At 69.2% G+C, this 18,408-nt stretch carries 18 protein-coding genes; 8 read left to right on the top strand and 10 right to left on the bottom strand.

Annotated elements, in window-relative coordinates:
* Positions 1-2: 2 nt before the first annotated feature.
* From BDO18943_RS19810 to BDO18943_RS19775, 8 genes are all read left to right on the top strand, one after another.
* Entirely contained in the window at positions 3-509 is a 507-nt protein-coding gene (locus BDO18943_RS19810) for an RDD family protein (protein ID WP_175023701.1), read from the top strand.
* Between the two features lie 225 nt (positions 510-734).
* Positions 735-1,673, top strand: coding sequence for a UDP-2,3-diacylglucosamine diphosphatase (locus tag BDO18943_RS19805; RefSeq protein WP_043188880.1), 939 nt, complete (start codon positions 735-737; stop codon positions 1,671-1,673).
* Positions 1,674-1,702: 29 nt separating this feature from the next.
* Positions 1,703-2,737: a glycosyltransferase family 4 protein gene (locus BDO18943_RS19800; RefSeq protein ID WP_043188882.1), complete on the top strand. Its 1,035-nt coding sequence runs from the start codon at positions 1,703-1,705 to the stop codon at positions 2,735-2,737.
* Positions 2,734-3,270: a diacylglycerol kinase gene (locus tag BDO18943_RS19795; protein WP_043188884.1), complete on the top strand. Its 537-nt coding sequence runs from the start codon at positions 2,734-2,736 to the stop codon at positions 3,268-3,270. The genes BDO18943_RS19800 and BDO18943_RS19795 overlap by 4 nt, the downstream gene beginning before the upstream one ends.
* Positions 3,271-3,476: 206 nt before the next feature.
* Entirely contained in the window at positions 3,477-4,220 is a 744-nt protein-coding gene (locus BDO18943_RS19790; RefSeq protein WP_043188886.1) for a TetR/AcrR family transcriptional regulator, read from the top strand.
* Entirely contained in the window at positions 4,217-4,798 is a 582-nt protein-coding gene (locus tag BDO18943_RS19785) for an LOG family protein (RefSeq protein ID WP_043188888.1), read from the top strand. The genes BDO18943_RS19790 and BDO18943_RS19785 overlap by 4 nt, the downstream gene beginning before the upstream one ends.
* A 22-nt stretch (positions 4,799-4,820) precedes the next feature.
* The gene (locus BDO18943_RS19780) at positions 4,821-5,582 is read left to right on the top strand and encodes an SDR family oxidoreductase (protein ID WP_175023700.1); all 762 of its coding nucleotides are present in this window, start codon (positions 4,821-4,823) and stop codon (positions 5,580-5,582) included.
* A gap of 229 nt (positions 5,583-5,811) precedes the next feature.
* Positions 5,812-7,701: an ArnT family glycosyltransferase gene (locus tag BDO18943_RS19775; RefSeq protein WP_175023699.1), complete on the top strand. Its 1,890-nt coding sequence runs from the start codon at positions 5,812-5,814 to the stop codon at positions 7,699-7,701.
* 163 nt (positions 7,702-7,864) lie between these two features.
* Here the strand turns inward: BDO18943_RS19775 and BDO18943_RS19770 are convergent, their stop codons facing one another.
* The 10 genes from BDO18943_RS19770 to kdpC all read right to left on the bottom strand — a co-directional run bounded on the left by BDO18943_RS19770 (position 7,865) and on the right by kdpC (position 18,388).
* Positions 7,865-8,482, bottom strand: coding sequence for a DUF924 family protein (locus BDO18943_RS19770; protein WP_043188894.1), 618 nt, complete (start codon positions 8,480-8,482; stop codon positions 7,865-7,867).
* Positions 8,479-9,210, bottom strand: coding sequence for an alanyl-tRNA editing protein (locus tag BDO18943_RS19765; RefSeq protein WP_175023698.1), 732 nt, complete (start codon positions 9,208-9,210; stop codon positions 8,479-8,481). The genes BDO18943_RS19770 and BDO18943_RS19765 overlap by 4 nt, the downstream gene beginning before the upstream one ends.
* Before the next feature lie 105 nt (positions 9,211-9,315).
* Positions 9,316-9,726, bottom strand: coding sequence for a group II truncated hemoglobin (locus BDO18943_RS19760; protein WP_175023697.1), 411 nt, complete (start codon positions 9,724-9,726; stop codon positions 9,316-9,318).
* Positions 9,727-9,769: 43 nt separating this feature from the next.
* Positions 9,770-12,385 (bottom strand): ABC transporter permease, encoded by a 2,616-nt coding sequence (locus BDO18943_RS19755; RefSeq protein WP_175023696.1) that lies wholly within the window; start codon positions 12,383-12,385, stop codon positions 9,770-9,772.
* Complete coding sequence (locus BDO18943_RS19750) at positions 12,382-12,999, bottom strand: DUF4126 domain-containing protein (protein WP_043188903.1); 618 nt, start codon at positions 12,997-12,999, stop codon at positions 12,382-12,384. The genes BDO18943_RS19755 and BDO18943_RS19750 overlap by 4 nt, the downstream gene beginning before the upstream one ends.
* 212 nt (positions 13,000-13,211) lie before the next feature.
* Positions 13,212-13,532 carry a quaternary ammonium compound efflux SMR transporter SugE gene (sugE, locus tag BDO18943_RS19745; RefSeq protein ID WP_175023695.1) on the bottom strand — a complete coding sequence of 107 codons (321 nt, stop codon included), beginning with the start codon at positions 13,530-13,532 and terminating at the stop codon, positions 13,212-13,214.
* 145 nt (positions 13,533-13,677) lie between these two features.
* Positions 13,678-13,962, bottom strand: a complete 285-nt coding sequence (locus tag BDO18943_RS19740; protein WP_043188908.1) for a putative hemolysin — start codon at positions 13,960-13,962, stop codon at positions 13,678-13,680.
* A 158-nt stretch (positions 13,963-14,120) separates the two neighbouring features.
* Positions 14,121-14,819: a two-component system response regulator KdpE gene (gene kdpE, locus BDO18943_RS19735; protein WP_043188911.1), complete on the bottom strand. Its 699-nt coding sequence runs from the start codon at positions 14,817-14,819 to the stop codon at positions 14,121-14,123.
* The gene (locus BDO18943_RS19730) at positions 14,812-17,655 is read right to left on the bottom strand and encodes a DUF4118 domain-containing protein (protein ID WP_175023694.1); all 2,844 of its coding nucleotides are present in this window, start codon (positions 17,653-17,655) and stop codon (positions 14,812-14,814) included. Before BDO18943_RS19730 ends, kdpE begins: the two co-directional genes overlap by 8 nt.
* A 151-nt stretch (positions 17,656-17,806) precedes the next feature.
* Positions 17,807-18,388, bottom strand: coding sequence for a potassium-transporting ATPase subunit KdpC (gene kdpC, locus BDO18943_RS19725; RefSeq protein WP_175023693.1), 582 nt, complete (start codon positions 18,386-18,388; stop codon positions 17,807-17,809).
* Positions 18,389-18,408 lie beyond the last annotated feature (20 nt).

Genomic DNA, 18,408 nt, shown 5'->3' with positions numbered 1-18,408 from the left:
CCGTGGCGAACGCCCGCGCCCCCGACACCCCGGCCGCCGCGCCGACCGTACGGCGACGCCTCGCCGCGCTGCTCTACGAAGGCGTGCTGCTGTTCGGCGTGGTGTTCTTCGCCGGGCTCGCGTTCGGCCTCGCGACGCAGCAACGCAACGGCCTCGTCCATCACAACCTGCTCGCCGCCTGGATCGCGCTCGTGGTCGGCGCGTACTTCGTCTGGTTCTGGACGCACGGCGGCCAGACGCTGCCGATGAAGACCTGGCGGCTGCGGCTCGAATCGTCGAGCGGCCGGCCGCTGAGCGCGGGCCACGCGCTCGTCCGCTATGCGCTCGGCTGGCTGTGGTTCCTGCCGCCGCTCGCACTGCATCCGCTCCTCGGCCTGTCGGTGCCCGTCACGCTCGCACTCACTGCGGCGTGGATCGTCGCGTGGGCCGGCGCCGCCCGGCTACATGCCGACCGGCAGTTTCCGCACGACCGGATCGCACGCACGCGCGTCGTCGCGATACCACGCTGACGCACCGCATTCGCCAGACGAAAACACTTTGCCGGGGTAACACCCACCCGCCCCGACAGCCTTGCCGGACAACGATCGGACGTTCCGTACGGCAGGTTACGCAACGTCCCGTCATTCACTGCTAAACACCCTACGGCGGTCGTAATAAGAACGTCTCGTGACTGTCACGGCACAGTCACGCCCGCATGGCGGAATGCCGGTAATGTCAACCGGCGCGAGTCATGCATGGGCCAGAAAACGTCCGCGACCTCCCTGTTCCGTCACCCCATCGGCGCCCGCGCCGCCACCGCTTTTCTGTCCGGTTCTGCCGCAACCGACGGGCTGGTGTCGCAAGACCCGCCTGCCGGGCACGCCACGCAGCATGAGGACCCCGATTCGTCCACCCATCGCTACCGCACCATCTGGCTGTCCGACATCCACCTCGGCTCGAGCGGCTGCCAGGCGCCGTACCTGCTCGACTTCCTGCGCCACAACGATTCGGAGTACCTGTACCTCGTCGGCGACATCATCGACGGCTGGCAGTTGAAGAAGGGCTGGTACTGGCCGCAGGCGCACAACGACGTCGTGCAGAAGATCCTGCGCAAGGCGCGCAAGGGCACGCAGGTCGTCTACATCCCCGGCAACCACGACGAAGGGGCGCGGCAGTTCTGCGACCTCGCGTTCGGCGACATCCAGGTGCGCGGCGAGGCATTCCACACGACGCTCGCCGGCAAACGTTTGTGGATCGTGCACGGCGACCTGTTCGACGGCGTGATTCAGCATGCGAAATGGCTCGCGTACCTCGGCGACACGCTCTACACGCTGATCCTCGTGCTGAACCGCTGGTTCAACCGGATCCGCAGCCGGCTCGGCTTCCAGTACTGGTCGCTGTCGCAATACCTGAAGCACCAGGTCAAGAACGCCGTCAACTTCATCTCGCAGTTCGAGACGGTGATGACCGACGAGGCGCGCCGCCGCGGCTGCGACGGCGTCGTGTGCGGCCACATCCACAAGGCGGAGATCCGCGACATCGACGGCGTGCTGTACTGCAACGACGGCGACTGGGTCGAAAGCCTGTCCGCGCTCGTCGAGACGATGGAAGGCGAACTGAAGATCGTCTACTGGACGGTGATGCGCGCCGCACCGTCGGAGACCACGTCGCGCAAGGCCAAGGCCACTGCCTGACACACCCCTACTTACAGGACAAAGCCGCGATGAAGATCATGATCGTCACCGACGCGTGGGAACCGCAGGTCAACGGCGTCGTGCGCACGCTGAAGAGCACGTCGCGCGAACTCACCGCGCTCGGCCACCGCGTCGAAATGCTGACGCCGCTGGAATTCCGCACGGTGCCCTGTCCGACCTACCCCGAGATCCGCCTGTCGATCCTGCCGTATCGCAAGCTGCGCGCGCGGATCGATGCATTCGCACCCGACGCGCTGCACATCGCGACCGAAGGCCCGCTCGGCCTCGCCGCGCGACGCTATGCGCGTGCGCGCAAGCTGCCGTACACGACCGCGTACCACACGCGCTTTCCGGAATACGTGCAGGCGCGCTTCGGCATCCCGCTCGCCGCGACCTACCGCTTCCTGCACTGGTTCCACGGCCCGTCGCTCGCGGTGATGGCGCCGACGCCGGTCGTCAAGCAGGACCTCGAGAAATTCGGCTTCACGAACGTCGTGCTGTGGACCCGTGGCGTCGATCTCGACGTGTTCCGGCCGATGGAATCGAAGGTGCTCAATACCGCGCGGCCGATCTTCCTGTACGTGGGCCGCGTCGCGATCGAAAAGAACGTCGAGGCGTTCCTGCGCCTCGACCTGCCCGGCTCGAAGTGGGTCGCGGGCGAAGGCCCCGCGCTCGCGGAACTGAAGTCGCGCTATCCGGAAGCGAACTATCTTGGCGTGCTGTCACAGGCCGAACTCGCGAAGGTGTATGCTGCGGCCGACGTGTTCGTGTTTCCGAGTCGCACCGACACGTTCGGCCTCGTGCTGCTCGAGGCGCTCGCCTGCGGCACGCCGGTGGCCGCCTATCCCGTGACGGGGCCGATCGACGTGCTCGGCGAAAGCGACGCCGGCGCGATGCACGAGGACCTGCAGGAAGCCTGTCTCGAGGCGCTGAAGATCGAACGCACGACTGCGCGCGCGTGGGCCGAACGCTTCTCCTGGCGCGCGGCATCCGAACAGTTCGCGTCGCATCTGAAGCCGCTGCCGAAGACCGCGTACTCGCCAGCCGAAGGTGCCGCCGTTTGAAACGAGACCTGAACGACAAGACCCCGCCCCCCGACGCCACGCCGCAACGGCACCGCCCGTTCGACGAGGACGAGCCGCACGCCGAAGCGGACGTGCACGCGCACGAACCGCTCGGCCCCGACGATCAACTGACGCCGCTGCCGCCGAACCCGTACAAGCGCCACCGCGGCATCACGCGCGCCTGGTACGCCCTCAAGCATTCGCTGAACGGCTTTCGCGTCGCGATCCGCGAGGAGAGCGCGTTTCGCCAGGAACTCACGCTCGCCGCGCTGATGCTCCCGATCGGCGCATTCGCGCCGGTGCCGGCCGCCTCGCGCGCGCTGCTGATCGCGTCGGTGCTGCTGGTGCTGATCGTCGAGCTGTTGAACTCGAGCGTCGAGGCCGCGATCGATCGCATCTCGCTCGAGCGCCACGAACTCTCCAAGCGCGCGAAGGACCTCGGCAGCGCCGCCGTGACGGTCGCGCTGTTCGCGTGCGTGACGACGTGGGGCTTCGTGCTCGGCCCGGTCGTCGCACGCTGGCTCGGCTTCTAGACGGCTGCCCTGCGGGCACCCGGCGCACCGCCCGCGTGCGGCGCTGCACCATGCGCCGCGCGGGGGCGATGAATACGAAATGCCCCGATGTGGCGAAACCCCGGTTTATAATCGTCCGCTAGACATAGAACAGCAACCCGCGCCGGACGAATCACGCAGCATCGATTGCAGCGCCCGCCAGTCCGGCACACACAGGGCCGGACGACATGGAAGCGAAACCTCCCCGCCGCACCCGCGAACGGATTCTCGAGTTGTCGTTGAAACTCTTCAACGAGATCGGCGAGCCGAACGTCACGACCACGACGATCGCCGAGGAAATGGAAATCAGTCCAGGCAACCTGTACTACCATTTCCGCAACAAGGACGACATCATCAACAGCATCTTCGCGCAGTTCGAGCAGCAGATCGAACGGCGGCTGCGCTTTCCCGAAGATCATCGTCCGACCATCGACGAAACCTGGTCGTACCTGCAGTACATGGCCGATTTCATGTGGACCTACCGGTTCCTGTATCGCGACCTCAACGACCTGCTCGCCCGCAACCGCACGCTCGAGACACATTTCAAGCAGATCATCAGCCACAAGGTGCGCTTCGCGCACGACATGTGCGAGCTGCTCGTGTCCGACGCCGAGATGGTCGCGACGCCCACCGAGATCGAGGTCATCGCCACCAACATGGCCGTCATTTCGACGTACTGGCTGTCGTATCAGTACGTGATGCATCCGCGCAAGTACAACGACCAGGACGCGATCCGCGAGGAACTGCACCAGGTCAGCATGCACGTGATCTCCGTGATGGCGCCGTACCTGCGCGGCCGGTCGCGCCAGCTGTTCGACGACCTGGTCTCCGGCAAGCTGCCGAAGCGCCAGTTCACCGACTACCTGCCGCCGCGCGATGGTTCGCCTCGCGCCGCCGGCGGGCACACCCCCGCCAAGGATTCCAAGCAATGAAGGCAGTCTGCGTTTACTGCGGCTCGTCGTCCGGCGTGCGGCCCGTCTATGCCGACGCCGCGCGTGCCTTCGGTCGCGCGCTCGTCGACGCGGGCCTCACGCTCGTCTACGGCGGCGGCCGGGTCGGCCTGATGGGCGTGATCGCGGACGAAGTGATGGCGGCCGGCGGCCGTGCGGTCGGCGTGATCCCCGAACTGCTCGTCGACAAGGAAGTCGGCCATACGGGGCTGTCGGAACTGCACGTCGTGCCCGACATGCATCACCGCAAGAAAATGATGGCCGACCTTTCCGACGCGTTCGTCGCGATGCCCGGCGGCGCCGGCACGCTCGAGGAGCTCTTCGAGGTCTACACGTGGGCGCAGCTCGGCTATCACCGCAAGCCCGTCGCGCTCTACAACATCGATTCGTTCTACGATCCGCTGATCGCGCTGCTGCGCCATACGGTCGACGAGGGCTTCATGCGTCCGGCCTACTTCGACGCACTGTGCGTCGAGTCGGAACCCGTCGAGCTGATCGAGCGACTGCGTCGCTACCAGCCGCCCGCCCGCGACAAGTGGGCACCCGACGCAGCCAAGTAACCGTCACCGGAACCCGCAAACGATGACCGCACCGTCCGACCGCAAGGCCGTCCTCATCACCGGCGCAAGCCGTGGCATCGGCCGCGCGACCGCCGTGCTCGCAGCCGAGCGCGGCTGGGACGTCGGCATCAACTACGCGCGCGACGCCGCGGCGGCCGAGCTCACCGCGCAGGCCGTCCGCGACGCGGGCGGCCGTGCGTGCGTCGTCGCGGGCGACGTCGCGAACGAAGCCGACGTCGTTGCGATGTTCGACACCGTCACGTCCGCATTCGGACGCTTCGACGCGCTCGTCAACAACGCGGGCATCGTCGCGCCGTCGATGCCGCTCGCCGACATGCCGGCCGACCGGCTGCGGCGGATGTTCGACACCAACGTGCTCGGCGCGTACCTGTGCGCACGCGAAGCCGCGCGCCGGCTGTCCACCGACCGTGGCGGCCGCGGGGGCGCGATCGTCAACGTATCGTCGATCGCCTCCCGGCTCGGATCGCCGAACGAATACGTCGACTATGCGGGGTCGAAAGGCGCGGTCGACTCGCTAACGATCGGTCTGGCGAAGGAACTCGGCCCGCACGGCGTGCGCGTCAACGCGGTACGCCCCGGCCTGATCGAGACCGAAATCCACGCGAGCGGCGGCCAGCCGGGCCGAGCGGCCCGCCTCGGGGCAAGCACGCCGCTCGGCCGCGCGGGCGAAGCACAGGAGATCGCCGAAGCGATCGTCTGGCTGCTTGGCGACGCGGCGTCTTACACGACGGGCGCCCTGCTCGACGTCGGCGGCGGCCGGTAATTCCGCACGGCGGGGCATCAAAAGCCGCCACCCGAAACGATCCGTCGTCACGACACCACAAATCTCCACAATTCCGTGACACGATCGGTAAACCACCGTAACAATTCCGTGGTCTACTAGCGGACATTCAGACCGGTGTCATCAACACCTGTCCGTTACCCCTTGATGTGGCCCTAATCGGTCCAGCCCATGTCGCCGGACCGGCTCGACTCGACCCGAGATTCCTTCCATGCCTGGAACCGCAGCGCCCAGCCGGCGACGCACGTCCGTGCCCGCTCCGGCCCCGCACACCCGCTCGCCCGCCGACGCCGATCACACTGCAACGCTCGACGCCGCCGGCACGCCGATCGCCGCCTCGACCGCTGCAACCAGCGCCACGCGCGAACGCTCGCTCCTGCTCGGCTGGCGCGCGTGGCTGCTCGTCGCCGCCCTGATCTGCGCGTATACGCTGCCGGGCGTGCTCGGTCACGATCCGTGGAAGCAGGACGAAACCTACACGTTCGGCATCATCCAGCACATGCTCGAGACCGGCGACTTCGTCGTGCCGACCAATGCCGGCCTGCCGTTCATGGAAAAGCCGCCGATTTACGCGTGGGTCGCGACCAGCCTCGCCTGGCTGCTGCAGCGCGTGATGCCGCTGCACGACGCGGCGCGACTCGCGAGCGCACTGTTCGCCGCCCTCGCATTCGGCTTCATCGCGCGCGCGGCGCGCGTCGCCAGCCGCGCGGACTCCTGGTTCGACCCGCGCGTGATCGGCCCCGCCGTGTTGAGCGCGGGCACGCTCGTCGTCATCAAGCACGTGCACGACATGATGACCGACACCGCGCTGTTCGCCGGTACCGCAATCGGCTTCTGCGGGCTGCTCGAACTCGTGATGCAGCATGTCGCGCGCGCGCAGCAGATGCGGCACGGGCTGCCGGCGCGGCCGTCGGGCCGCTGGGCCGCGCCGCTCTTCGGCGCGGGCGTCGGCATCGCCTTCATGGCGAAGGGTCTGTTCGTGCCGCTCGTATTCGCAGCCACGCTCACGGCCGCACTCGTGATCTACCCGGCCTGCCGCACCCGCTCGTTCGCACGCGCGCTCGGCGTTGCCGCGCTCGTATTCGCGCCGTTCGCGCTGGTCTGGCCGACCGCACTGTTCCTGCGCTCCGAGACGCTGTTCATGACGTGGTTCTGGGACAACAACGTCGGTCGGTTCTTCGGCTTCTCGGTGCCCGAGCTCGGCGCGGAAAACGACAAGCCGCTCTTCATCGTCCGCTCGTTCCTGACCGTCGGCTTCCCGGTCGCGCCGCTCGCGATCGTCGCGCTCGCACGCGGTGCCTGGCGCGACTGGCGCACGCCGGCGATCGCGCTGCCGGTGCTGTTCGCCAGCGTCGGGCTCGCGGTGCTGCAAGTGTCCGCGACGTCGCGCCAGCTCTACATCCTGCCGTTCTTCGCGCCGCTCGCGCTGGTCGCCGCGCAGGCGATCGAACGCCTGCCGAGCCGGCTGCATTTCGCATGGGATTACCTGAGCCGCGCCCTGTTCGGCACGGTCACCGTGCTCGCCTGGGCGATCTGGGCGGTGATGGCCGATCCGGCTGCATCGCACGCCTATCTCGCGCCGCTCGGCCGCTGGCTGCCGCTCGACTGGACGATGCCGATCGAACCCCCGCTCGTGATCGGTGCGCTCGTGCTGACGGTCGGCTGGTTGACGCTGTTGCCGAAGCTGCGCACGACCGGCCTGTGGCGCGGCGCGCTGTCGTGGGGGGCCGGCGCACTCGTCGCGTGGGGGCTCATCTATACGCTGCTGCTGCCGTGGCTTGACGTCGCGAAGAGCTACCGCTCGGTGTTCGACGACCTGAACGCGCATCTCGCGCTCGAATGGAACGACGGCGACTGCATGGCAAGCGTCGGTCTCGGCGAGTCGGAAGCGCCGATGCTGTACTACTTCTCCGGGATCCAGCACACGCCGATCGACGATGCGCAGGCTGCCCGCTGCACGTGGATGATCGTCCAGGGCAAGCAGACCATCGGTCCGGCGCCCGGCAGCGAGTGGAAACCGTTCTGGTCCGGCGCCCGCCCGGGCGACTCCGCGGAACTGCTGCGCGTCTACGTGCGCACGCCCGAACTGCACCTGCAGTGAAGCACGACGGCGCAACGCGCCGTCTCGTGCTGGCCTGGATACCTGGCGAAGGTTGAGCACAGCTGCCTGAACCCGGTGCGCGCCCTCCGCCAGCCGGTTTCCAAGGCACCCGTGAATCCGCGGGTTCGCGCCCTCCCCCGCGTCACGCCGCCAGCCCGGATCGTCAGAACGAGGAACCGGGCTCGCGAAGAAACGCCGTCTCCTCGTCGCTCGACGCACGACCGAGAATCACGTTCCGGTGCGGAAAGCGGCCGAAGCGCTCGACGACGGCCGCGTGCAGCAACGCGAAGCGGTGATAGCTCTCGCACCCTGCCTCGTCGCGGATGCCCGCGCACAGGCGCACGGCCTCGCGCTGGCTGTCGACCGACTCGTCGTGCTCGAACGGCAGATACGCAAACGCGCGGTGATGTCCGCTCGGCAATTGTGCGTCCCAGCCGGCCGCAACCATGCGGCGCGCGAGCGCGAGCGCCTTCGGATCGGCGGCAAACGCGCGAGGCGTGCCGCGATGAATATTGCGCGAGAACTGGTCGAGCACGACGATCAACGCAAGCGCCCCCGACGGCGAGCTTGCCCAGCGATCGCATGCGCCGTCGCACGCGGCGTCGAGCAAGGCGCCGTAGCGCGTGCGCAGCACGTCGTCGAACGCCGCGCCGCCGTTGAACCAGACCTTGCGGGCCTGCCCGAATTCGGCCGAGCCTGGCTCGCCGAACCAGAAATCCAGAATCTCCCGCGCTTGCGGATCAAGCGCCGCCGCGCCCGCTTGGGTGGTGTCAATCGTCATGCAAACTCCAGTACGAGGCGCCGGGTGCGCGCGCTCTTCTTTTCCAGTTTCGCGACCCGCAGCGCGCCGATTTCGGACGTGTTGCGCACATGCGTGCCACCGCACGGCTGCAGGTCGACCTGCTCGATGCGCAGCAGCCGCACGCGGCCGAGGCCCATCGGCGGCTTCACGCTCATCGTGCGCACGAGTTCCGGCCGCTCGGCCATCTCGTCGTCGGTGATCCATTCGGTCGTGACCGGGTGCGCGCCGACCACCAAGCCGGCAAGGCGTCGCTCGACGTCGTCGCGGTCGATCGCGTCGGATGTCGCGAAATCGAGCCGCACGTAGTCGGCCGTCACGCTGCAGCCGTCCACCGCGTACGGCAGCACCGCGCACATCAGGTGCGCGGCCGTATGCAGGCGCATGTGGCGGTAGCGGCGCAGCCAGTCGATCTCCGCGACCACGCGGGTGCCGGGCACGAGCGCCGCGACGCGCGCCTCCTGCCCCGATGCGGGCACGTGCATGGCGTCGTCGGGCGTCGCGCCGTCGAACTTCGCCTTGCGCGTATCGGCAATCGCGATCGTGCCGCCGTCGGGCAGCGTCAGCGTGCCGGTGTCGCCGGCCTGGCCACCGCCGAGCGGATAGAACACGGTGCGGTCGAGCCGGATGCCGTCGTCGCCGACGGCCAGAACGACCGCGTCGCATTGCGTGAGGTACGCGTCTTCGCGAAACAGCGCTTGTGTCGTCATCGGGCGAGCCTCGTATCGATTGGGGGAAGCGGCCAGTGTCGCGCCGCGCGGCGCGCGCGCCCAGACGCAGATCGTCCCGCGCGCAGACGGCGGCGTACCGGTCGATCAACCGGGCCGGTTGCGCATCCAGTCGGCCGTGTCGTAGAACGAGTGCATGAGCCGCTCGCGCAGCGGCTCGGGCAGTCCGATGTCGTCCATCGCCCACGCCATGCAGCGCAGCCACTGGTCGCGCTCGACCGACGCGATCGGGAACGGCAGGTGCCGCGCGCGCAGCCGCGGGTGGCCGAACTGGCTGATGTAGTGGTCGGGGCCACCCATCCAGCCGCACAGGAACCAGAACAGCTTGTCGCGCGAACCGTCGAGCGACGCCGGGTGCAGCGCGCGAATCTGCGCGAACTCGGGCTCGAGGTCCATCAGGTCGTAAAAGCGGTCCACCATTTCGCGCACGCGGGCTTCGCCGCCCACGAGCTCGAATGCCGTCGGCTGCGACGGCGCATCGTCATTCACATCGGTCATACGGATAGTCGGAAAACGGGATATTCAAGGCCGCCGGCAATGCTCAGGCATCGCGCAGCGACTGCAGCGCGGGGCGCCGCAACACATTATGCAGGCTCAGCCAGCCGGCCGCACCGGCGCACGCGACGCCGGCCGCGATGCCGGCCGGCACGAGCCACGGATCGACGGCAAGCTGGAAGTCGAACACGCGCGACGCGAGCACCCAGCCGACCGCGATCGCGCCCGCCGATGCCAGCGCGCCGGCCAGCGCGCCGACCACGACGAATTCCGCGCGCTGCACCGCGTTGACCTGCGCGCGCGACGCGCCGAGCGCACGCAGCAGCGCCGCCTCGCGCACGCGCTCGTCGCGCGTGCCGGCAAGCGCGGTGTACAGCACGAGCACGCCGGCCGCGAGCGTGAACACGAACAGGAACTGCACCGCACCGACCACCTGCAGCATCATCCGCTGCAACTGCGCGAGGATCGGCGCGACGTCGATCGCGGTCAGGTTCGGGTAGCGCGCGATCAGCGGATCGAGCAGCGCGGCGTCCGAGGCCGGCAAATGGAAGCTCGTCAGGTACACGGCCGGGAAATCCTTCAGCGCCGGCGGCGGCATCAGCACGAAGAAATTGACGCGGAACGAGCCCCAGTCGAGCTTGCGCACGCTCGTGATCGGCGCGTCGACCGTGAGCCCCGTCACGTCGAAGCGCAGCACGTCGCCCGGCTTCACGTTCAAGGTCTTCGCGAGGCCGGCCTCGATCGAGATCTGCGGCGTGGCCGCGGTGCCGAACCAGTCGCCTTCGACGATCCGGTTGTCGGACGGCAGCTCGGTCGTATAAGACAGGTTGAACTCGCGGTCGACGAGCCGGCGCGCCTCGTCGGACGGGTACGCGTCCGGATTCACCGGCTTGCCGTTGATCGCGACGAGGCGGCCGCGCACCATCGGCGCGGGCACCGCGTCACGCACGCCGTGCGCGGCCAGATAGGCCGCGACGTCGGCGCGCTGGTCGGGCTGGATGTCGATCAGGAACTGGTTCGGCGCATCGGGCGGCGTCGACTGCCGCCAGCCCGCGACGAGATCGTTGCGCGTGATCGCGATCAGCAGCAGGCACATCAGGCCGAGCGCAAGCGCGGTGATCTGCAGTGCGCTGGCCGTGCCGCGCCGGTGCAGCGACGCGAGCGCGTAGCGCCAGCCGACGCCCGCGGCCACGCGCGCGTTGCGCACCGCACGCGCGGCGGCGAACAGCACGAGCCGCGCGATCAGCGCGAAGCCGACCAGCGCGCCGGCGAAACCGCCCGCGACGATCAGCCCGAGCTTCAGGTTGCCGGCGGCCACGATCAGCAGCCCCGCGAACAGCACGACGCCGATCGCATACGCGGCCCACGCGGTGCGCGACGCGTCGCCCCACTCGCGTCGCAGCACGCGCACCGGCGGCACGCGCGTGAGCGGCACGAGCGGCGGCAGCGCAAAGCCGAGCAGCAGCACGAGCGCGGCGCCCATGCCGATCAGCGCCGGCCACAGCGTGGGCGGCGGCAACGCGACATCGATCAGGCTGCCGAGCGCGGCCAGCAACGCCCAGTGGCCGCCGTAGCCGAGCACCGCGCCGGCGGCGCCGGACACGATTCCGATACCGGCGAATTCGAGCGCGAACAGCGCACCGAGCGTGCGGCGGCTCACACCGAGGCAGCGCATCGTCGCGCAGCCGTCGAGGTGGCGCCGCATGTAGCGCTGCGCGGCCATCGCGATCGCGACCGCCGCGAGCAGCGCGGTGAGCAGCGCGACGAGCGTCAGGAAGTGGCGTGCGCGATCCAGCGTCTGCCGCACCTGCGGCTGGCCTTCCTGCAACGATTCGAGACCGGCGCCGCGCAGCTTCCCGCCGTCGACGCGCGCGTGCGCATACGCTTCGAAGCGCGCGACGGCCGGCCGCTCGCCGGCGACCAGCAGCCGGTACGTGACGCGGCTGCCGTAACCCGTGAGTCCCGTCGCGGCGAGCTCGTCCGCGCGCATCATCAGCCGCGGCGAAAAATTGACGAACGAAAAACCGCGATCGAGTTCGCGGGAGATCGATGCGGCGACCTTGAACGTGCGCAGCCCGACGCGCACCGTATCGCCGGCCTTCAGGTGCAGCGCGTCGAGCAACGCCGGATCGGCCCACACGGTGCCGGGCGCGGGAATCTCGGCGGCCTTCTGCGCGGTGGCGGCACCGGCCGGCAGGATCTCGACGGCGCCGCGCAGCGGATAACCGGGAGACACCGCCTTCACGGCCGCGAGGCGCGATGGCGCCGCGTCGGTCGCCTGTCCGCCCGTGGCGGACGCGATCATGCTCGGGAAGATGGCAGTCGTCGCGGTACGCAGGCCGAGCGCGCGGGCCTGCCGGTCGAACGACGGATCGACGGGGCGATCCGCCCGCACGACGAAATCGGCACCGAGCATCTGGCGCGCGTCGCGCTCGAGCCCCTGGCGCAGCCGATCAGCGAGGAAGCCGACGCTCGTCAGCGCCGCGACCGCGAGCACCAAGGCGAGGACGAGCAGCGTCAGCTCGCCCGCGCGCCAGTCGCGCGCGGTCATGCGCGCGGCCTGGCGAATCAGGTCGCGCAGGCCGAAGCGGCCGGCATGCGCGGACACGTCATGGCCGGGTTGCCCGGCGGGCGGCTGCGCCGCGTGTTGCCGCCCCTTCAATCGTGTTTTCCCCCGATCGAGTTGAGCCGCGACACCATGTGGTTCGCCATGCCGCGAAAGCCGCCCGAGACGCCGCGCCACAGGCGCGGGAGCGCCCATGCCGACGCCGCGATGAACGCAGCGAGCAGCACGAGGAACGCGAGCGGAACGAAGAACGCGAGCGCGAGCCCGCCGACCACGAGACCGTCCTCGGTCGACGATGCGATCCAGTTAGAAATCGGTTCGGGAGACAGGTTGATCATCGCGCGCGTGCCGGCCTTCGCCACGTGCGCGGCGCCAGCCAGCGAGCCGCCGGCGAGCCCCGCGACCGCGAGCACGGTCGGATCGGCATGGCCGAGCGCGCCGGCTGCGAGCACGGCACCGGCCGGGATGCGGATGAAGGTATGCACGGCATCCCACAGCGAGTCGAACGCGGGGATCTTGTCGGCAAGGAATTCGGTGACGGTGAGTACGGCCGCGGCGCCGATGACCCACGGCGACATCAGGACGGCCAGCGTGTCGGGCAAGTGAAGCCAGCCGAACCGCGCCAGCACGCCGGCGATCAGCACCGTCAGGTACAGGCGCAGGCCGCTCGCCCACGCGAGCCCCGCGCCGAGCGAAATGGCTTCGATCATGGCCCTCTCCTTGCACTTTCCGTGCGCTTTGCCGATTGATCGGATCGGGTCGGACAGACTGGCCGCGCGGCGCGTGGCGACCGGCTCCGCGTGCCGCGAGAAGCACGACGGAATTCAGGCCCGAATGCGTTCCATTATAGACAGGCTATCCGGGTGACCGGCGCAATTCCGCGGTGCGGCACGCGGGGCGTGTGCGCACCCGGATGCCGTCGTCAGGCGGCCGACGACAGCTTGAGGCCGATCAACCCCGCGACGATCAGCGCCGCGCTCGCGACGCGCGCGATGGTCAGCGCCTCGCCCATCATCACGATGCCGAACACGAACGCACCGACCGCGCCGATGCCCGTCCACACCGCGTACGCGGTGCCGAGCGGCAACTGGCGCATCGCGACCGCGAGCAGCCCGAAGCTGGCCAGCGCCGTCACGATCGTAAACGCCGACGGACCGAGCTTCGTGAAGCCGTCCGACGATTTCATGCCGGCCGCCCAGGCCACTTCCAGCAATCCGGCAATGAACAACAATCCCCACGCCATCTCGACGCACTCCGTATCGGATGGGGCCGTCCCCGTTGAATCGAATGACCCGGGGTCGTCCCCGGGCGGCGCCGAGTATAACAAGATGCTTACGGACGCGGCGCGTCGCCGGCGGACGATCGGGGGCCCGGTCGGCCGGGCCCGGTCAGTTCGATACGCGCTTCGGCGTCACGCCGCCGACGCAGCGATCATCGCGGTACAGCGCCCACTCCTCGCACACGCGGCCATCCTTGAACACGCACATGCCGACCTGCCCGCTCGACAGGTTGCGGATCGTGTGGCGGCCGCCGAGCTTGGCGCAATTGACCGACGCAGGATTGGCCATCGCCTGCTGGGACGACGACGGTTGCTGCCCGGGCGGCAGCGGTTGGGCGAACGCGCCAGACGCAGCAAGCGCCAGCGCACAGATGACGACCAGACGGACGGACATTGCACGCTCCTCGTTTTCGTTCGCGGAACGGTCAGGATAACGGGGAATGAGCGCCGGGTGTGCAACGCGCGCGTCGGCCGCGAGACTGTCGCGCTGGCGCAACCGTGCCGGTGCGCGACGTCACGCGCACGGGCGCCGCTGCGGCCCGGCGAGACCCGTCATGCGGCCCCGACGAGCCGGTAGCCGACGCCCGTCTCGGTGACGATGTACTCGGGCTGCGCCGGGTCGCGCTCGAGCTTCTGGCGCAGGTGCGCCATGTAGATGCGCAGGTAGTGGTGGCTTTCGACGTGCGACGGCCCCCACACGTCACGCAGCAGCTGCCGGTGCGTGAGCACGCGTCCCGCGTGCCGCACGAGCGTGGCGAGCAGCCGGTACTCGAGCGGCGTCAGGTGCACGATCTCGTTGTCGCGCCACACCTGGCGCAGCGCGAGATCGACGGTCACGGTGCCGAAGTTCACCTTCGGCGACTCGTTCGCGCCGCCCTGGTTGCGCCGGCGCAGTTGCGCGCGGATCCGCGCACGCAGCTCGGACACACCGAACGGCTTGGTCAGGTAATCGTCGGCGCCCGCGTCGAGCGCCGCGACCTTCTCCTCTTCCTGCGTGCGCGCGGACAGCACGATCACCGGCACCTCGGACCAGCCGCGCAGTTCGCGGATCACGTCGAGGCCGTCGGTATCGGGCAGGCCGAGGTCGACGATCACGAGATCGGGCTTGCGCGTCGCCGCGTCGATCAGCCCCTGCTTGCCCGTCTCGGCCTCGAACACCGCGATGTCCTCCTCCTCGAGCGCGGCGCGCACGAAACGGCGGATCTGCTTTTCGTCCTCGATCAGGACGACGGTCAGGCTGGGTTCACTCATGGTCTGGCAATGATTCGGATGGGGACGACGCGCCCGGCACATCGGGTTCGTCGTCGAGTACGGCAGGCGCGGCCGGCGGTGTCTCGACCGGCAGCGTGAACCAGAAGCGCGCGCCCGTCACGTGGCCGTCGGGCGCCGTGCGGTTGAGTGCGCCGATTTTACCGCCGTGCGCTTCGACGATCGCGCGGCAGATCGCGAGGCCGAGCCCGATGCCGGGCGTCGCCGATTCCTTCTCGCCGCGCGTGAACTTGTCGAAGATCCGCGTTTCCATCCCGGCCGGCAGGCCGGGACCATAATCGTCGACGAGCACGCGCACGAATGGCAGCCCGTCGTCGGTCATGCGCTCCGCGCCAATCTCGATCGGCGTATCGGCCGGCGTGTACTTGGCCGCGTTCTCGAACAGGTTGGTGAACAGGCGCTCCATCAGCACCGCGTCCATCTGCAGGAGCGGCAAATCGGCCGGCAGCACGACGCGCGCGGGATGGCGCGCAAGCACGCGCCTGCATGCGGCGAGTGCGGCGCCGACGGTTTCCTCGAGCAGCGACCACTGGCGCTTCAACTGCAGGCTGCCGGCCTGCAGCCGCGCCATGTCGAGCAGGTTCGTGACGATGCCCGTCATCCGCAGCGCCTCGTCGTGGATCGCGTCGACGAGTTCGCCCTCGCGCTGCGCGAAACGCTCAGCCGCCGCCACGTCGCCGCCCTGCGCGGCCGCCCGCCCGTTTGCGAGCATCGACGAGAAGCCGACGATCGTCGTGAGCGGCGTGCGCAGGTCGTGCGAGATCGCCGACAGCAGCGAGTTGCGCAGCCGCTCGGATTCCATGCTCACCAGCGCGTCGCGCGCGATCTCGACGTAGTGCACGCGTTCGAGCGCGAGCGCGATCTGCGCGGCGAATGCGTCGAGCATCCGCTGCTGTTCCGGCACCTCGAGTTCGCGCGGCTCGCGCGACGCGACCGCAAGCACGCCGCGCGTGCGCATCGGCGCCTTCAGCGGCAGGTACAGTGCAACTGTCGCCGGTAACGTGTCGGTGCCGCGGCCAGCCGGCTTCTGCTGGTCATAGACCCACTGGCCGACGTCGCTGTCCAGATCGGCACCCGTCAGCGTGACGGCTGCATCGGGCTCCTCGATCTTCTGCCGCACCTTGTCCGCGCTGTCGGGCAGCAGGAACGCGACGCGCGCGCGGAACACCTCGCCCACATGGCGGCTGCCGATCTCGACGATCTGCTCGGTCGTCAGCGCCGCGCCCAGCTCGCGCGCCATCGCGTAGATGGCGCCGGTGCGCCGCTCGCGGCGCTGCGCGACGCTCGCCTGGCGCGTCAGCGTCGACGTCAGGTGGCTGATCACGAGCGACGTCAGCAGCATCCCGAAGAAGGTCAGCAGGTATTGCGTGTCGCTGACCGAGAACGACATGCGCGGCGGCACGAAGAAGTAATCGAACGCGGCCACCGACAGGAACGACTGCAGCACGCCCGGGCCGCGCCCGAGCCGGACGGCCGAGAACACGACGCCAAGCAGGTACAGCATCACGAGGTTCGTGAGGTCGAGCCGCTCGGACACGAGGCTCGCGACGACCGTGATCGCCGCGCAGATCGCGGCCGCGTACGCGTAATGTCGCGGCGGCGAGCGATGCGTGCCGAACTGCGCGAACGCATCGCGCCAGTCGCGCGCACGCGCGTCGAGCGGCGCGGCACGCGCCTCGTCGCTCGCGGACGCACGGATCAGCATCAGGTCGACGTCGCCCGCGCGTTCGGCGAGCTGTTCGCCGAACGGGCGCGCGAGGCGGCGCACGAGCCCGACCTTCGGCGAGCCGCCCGCGACGACCTTCGACACGTTGCGCACCTTCGCATAGCCGATCAGCGCGGCAACCGCGTCGGCGCCGGCGAGCGTGGCCGTTTCCGCGCCAAGCTCGGCCGCGAGCTTCAGCGCGTCGAGCGTGCGCTGCCGCTGCGCATCGGGCAGCCGCTGCAGGCGCGGCGTCTCCACATAGACGGCGATCCAGTCGGCCTTCAGGCTCGCGGCGAGCCGCGCGGCCGCGCGCACCAGCGTCGGCGCCTCGGGGCCGGGCCCGACGCACACGAGCAGCCGCTCGCGCGCCTGCCAGATGCGCTGGATCGAGCGGTCGGCACGGTATTCGCGCATCTGCGCGTCGACGCGATCGGCCGTGCGCCGCAGCGCCAGTTCGCGCAGCGCGATCAGGTTGCCCTTGCGGAAGAAGTTGCGCACCGCACGCTCGGCCTGCTGCGCGAGATAAACCTTGCCGTCGCGCATCCGCTCGAGCAGTTCCTCGGCCGGCAGGTCGACGAGCGTGACTTCATCGGCTGCGTCGAACACGCGGTCGGGCACCGTCTCCCACACGCGGATGCCGGTGATCGCGCCGACCACGTCGTTCAGGCTTTCGAGATGCTGGACGTTGACGGTCGTATACACGTCGATGCCCGCGTCGAGCAGCTCGTACACGTCCTGCCAACGCTTCAGGTGCCGTGCGCCCTGCACGTTCGAGTGCGCAAGCTCGTCGACGAGGATCAGTTGCGGCTGGCGCGCGAGCGCGCCGTCGAGATCGAATTCGGCCAGCGTGCGGCCGCGATAGTCGATGCGCGCGAGCGGCAGCACGTCGAGGCCGTCGAGCAGCGCGGCGGTTTCGCTGCGCCCGTGGGTCTCGACGATGCCGACGACGACGTCGACGCCTTCCTGCAGGCGCTGACGCGCGGCCTGCAGCATCGCGTAGGTCTTGCCGACACCGGCCGATGCGCCGAAGAAGATCTTGAGCTGGCCGCGCCGCTGCTTTTCTTCGTCACGCTGCAGCTTGTCGAGGAGTTGGTCTGGGTCGGGACGATTCATGCGTCAGATAGGCGGAGCGCCCGGATGCGCGCGAGTACGAGCATTGTTGTTCCAAATCGCCGCAAAAGGCAAAGACGGCGCATGCGCCGTCGGGAATAGTCGCATCCGGCGCGGATCGGGCCGCGCCGGACGCCGGTTGCCTTACGTTCGCTCAGTGCGCGGCCTGCGCCGCGTCGAGCGCGAGGTTCAGCTTCAGCACGTTCACGCGCGGTTCGCCGAGCACGCCGAACTGGCGGCCCTTCGTGTTCGCGGCGACGAGCTGCGCGACCGCGTCGGGTGCCAGGTTGCGCGCCTTCGCGACGCGCTCGACCTGGTACGCGGCGGCGGCCGGCGTGATCTCCGGATCGAGGCCGCTGGCCGACGCCGTCACGAGGTCGACCGGCACGGGCTTCGACATGTCGGTGCCCGCGTCGCGCAGCGCGGCGATGCGCCCCTTCACCTGGTCGGCGAGCGACGGGTTCAGCGGGCCGAGGTTCGAGCCGCCGGAGCCGGTCGCGTTGTACGGCATCGGCATCGTGGCCGACAGCCGGCCCCAGAAGTACTTCGGCGCATCGAACTGCTGGCCGATCAGCGCGGAGCCGACCGCCTTGCCGTCCTTCTCGATCAGGCTGCCGTTCGCCTGCGACGGGAACACGGCCTGGCCGAACACGGTCATCACGGCCGGGTAGGCGAGCCCCGTCACCGCGGTCAGCACGGTAAAGATCACGACGAGCGGACGAATCAACGTTTTCATGATGTTTCCTTCAAGTACGG

Origin of the sequence: Burkholderia aenigmatica (assembly GCF_902499175.1) — a bacterium.
Taxonomy (GTDB): domain Bacteria; phylum Pseudomonadota; class Gammaproteobacteria; order Burkholderiales; family Burkholderiaceae; genus Burkholderia; species Burkholderia aenigmatica.
This window is presented reverse-complemented; position numbering and strand designations above follow the sequence as displayed.

What these genes read in the sequence shown, in the direction of transcription:
- BDO18943_RS19780 (WP_175023700.1), top strand. Translation starts at nt 4,821, where the DNA reads ATGACCGCACCGTCCGACCGCAAGGCCGTCCTCATCACCGGCGCAAGC.
- BDO18943_RS19750 (WP_043188903.1), bottom strand. Translation starts at nt 12,999, where the DNA reads ATGATCGAAGCCATTTCGCTCGGCGCGGGGCTCGCGTGGGCGAGCGGC.
- BDO18943_RS19760 (WP_175023697.1), bottom strand. Translation starts at nt 9,726, where the DNA reads ATGACCGATGTGAATGACGATGCGCCGTCGCAGCCGACGGCATTCGAG.
- kdpE (WP_043188911.1), bottom strand. Translation starts at nt 14,819, where the DNA reads ATGAGTGAACCCAGCCTGACCGTCGTCCTGATCGAGGACGAAAAGCAG.
- BDO18943_RS19785 (WP_043188888.1), top strand. Translation starts at nt 4,217, where the DNA reads ATGAAGGCAGTCTGCGTTTACTGCGGCTCGTCGTCCGGCGTGCGGCCC.
- BDO18943_RS19730 (WP_175023694.1), bottom strand. Translation starts at nt 17,655, where the DNA reads ATGAATCGTCCCGACCCAGACCAACTCCTCGACAAGCTGCAGCGTGAC.
- BDO18943_RS19765 (WP_175023698.1), bottom strand. Translation starts at nt 9,210, where the DNA reads ATGACGACACAAGCGCTGTTTCGCGAAGACGCGTACCTCACGCAATGC.
- sugE (WP_175023695.1), bottom strand. Translation starts at nt 13,532, where the DNA reads ATGGCGTGGGGATTGTTGTTCATTGCCGGATTGCTGGAAGTGGCCTGG.
- kdpC (WP_175023693.1), bottom strand. Translation starts at nt 18,388, where the DNA reads ATGAAAACGTTGATTCGTCCGCTCGTCGTGATCTTTACCGTGCTGACC.
- BDO18943_RS19770 (WP_043188894.1), bottom strand. Translation starts at nt 8,482, where the DNA reads ATGACGATTGACACCACCCAAGCGGGCGCGGCGGCGCTTGATCCGCAA.
- BDO18943_RS19805 (WP_043188880.1), top strand. Translation starts at nt 735, where the DNA reads ATGGGCCAGAAAACGTCCGCGACCTCCCTGTTCCGTCACCCCATCGGC.
- BDO18943_RS19740 (WP_043188908.1), bottom strand. Translation starts at nt 13,962, where the DNA reads ATGTCCGTCCGTCTGGTCGTCATCTGTGCGCTGGCGCTTGCTGCGTCT.
- BDO18943_RS19800 (WP_043188882.1), top strand. Translation starts at nt 1,703, where the DNA reads ATGAAGATCATGATCGTCACCGACGCGTGGGAACCGCAGGTCAACGGC.
- BDO18943_RS19790 (WP_043188886.1), top strand. Translation starts at nt 3,477, where the DNA reads ATGGAAGCGAAACCTCCCCGCCGCACCCGCGAACGGATTCTCGAGTTG.
- BDO18943_RS19775 (WP_175023699.1), top strand. Translation starts at nt 5,812, where the DNA reads ATGCCTGGAACCGCAGCGCCCAGCCGGCGACGCACGTCCGTGCCCGCT.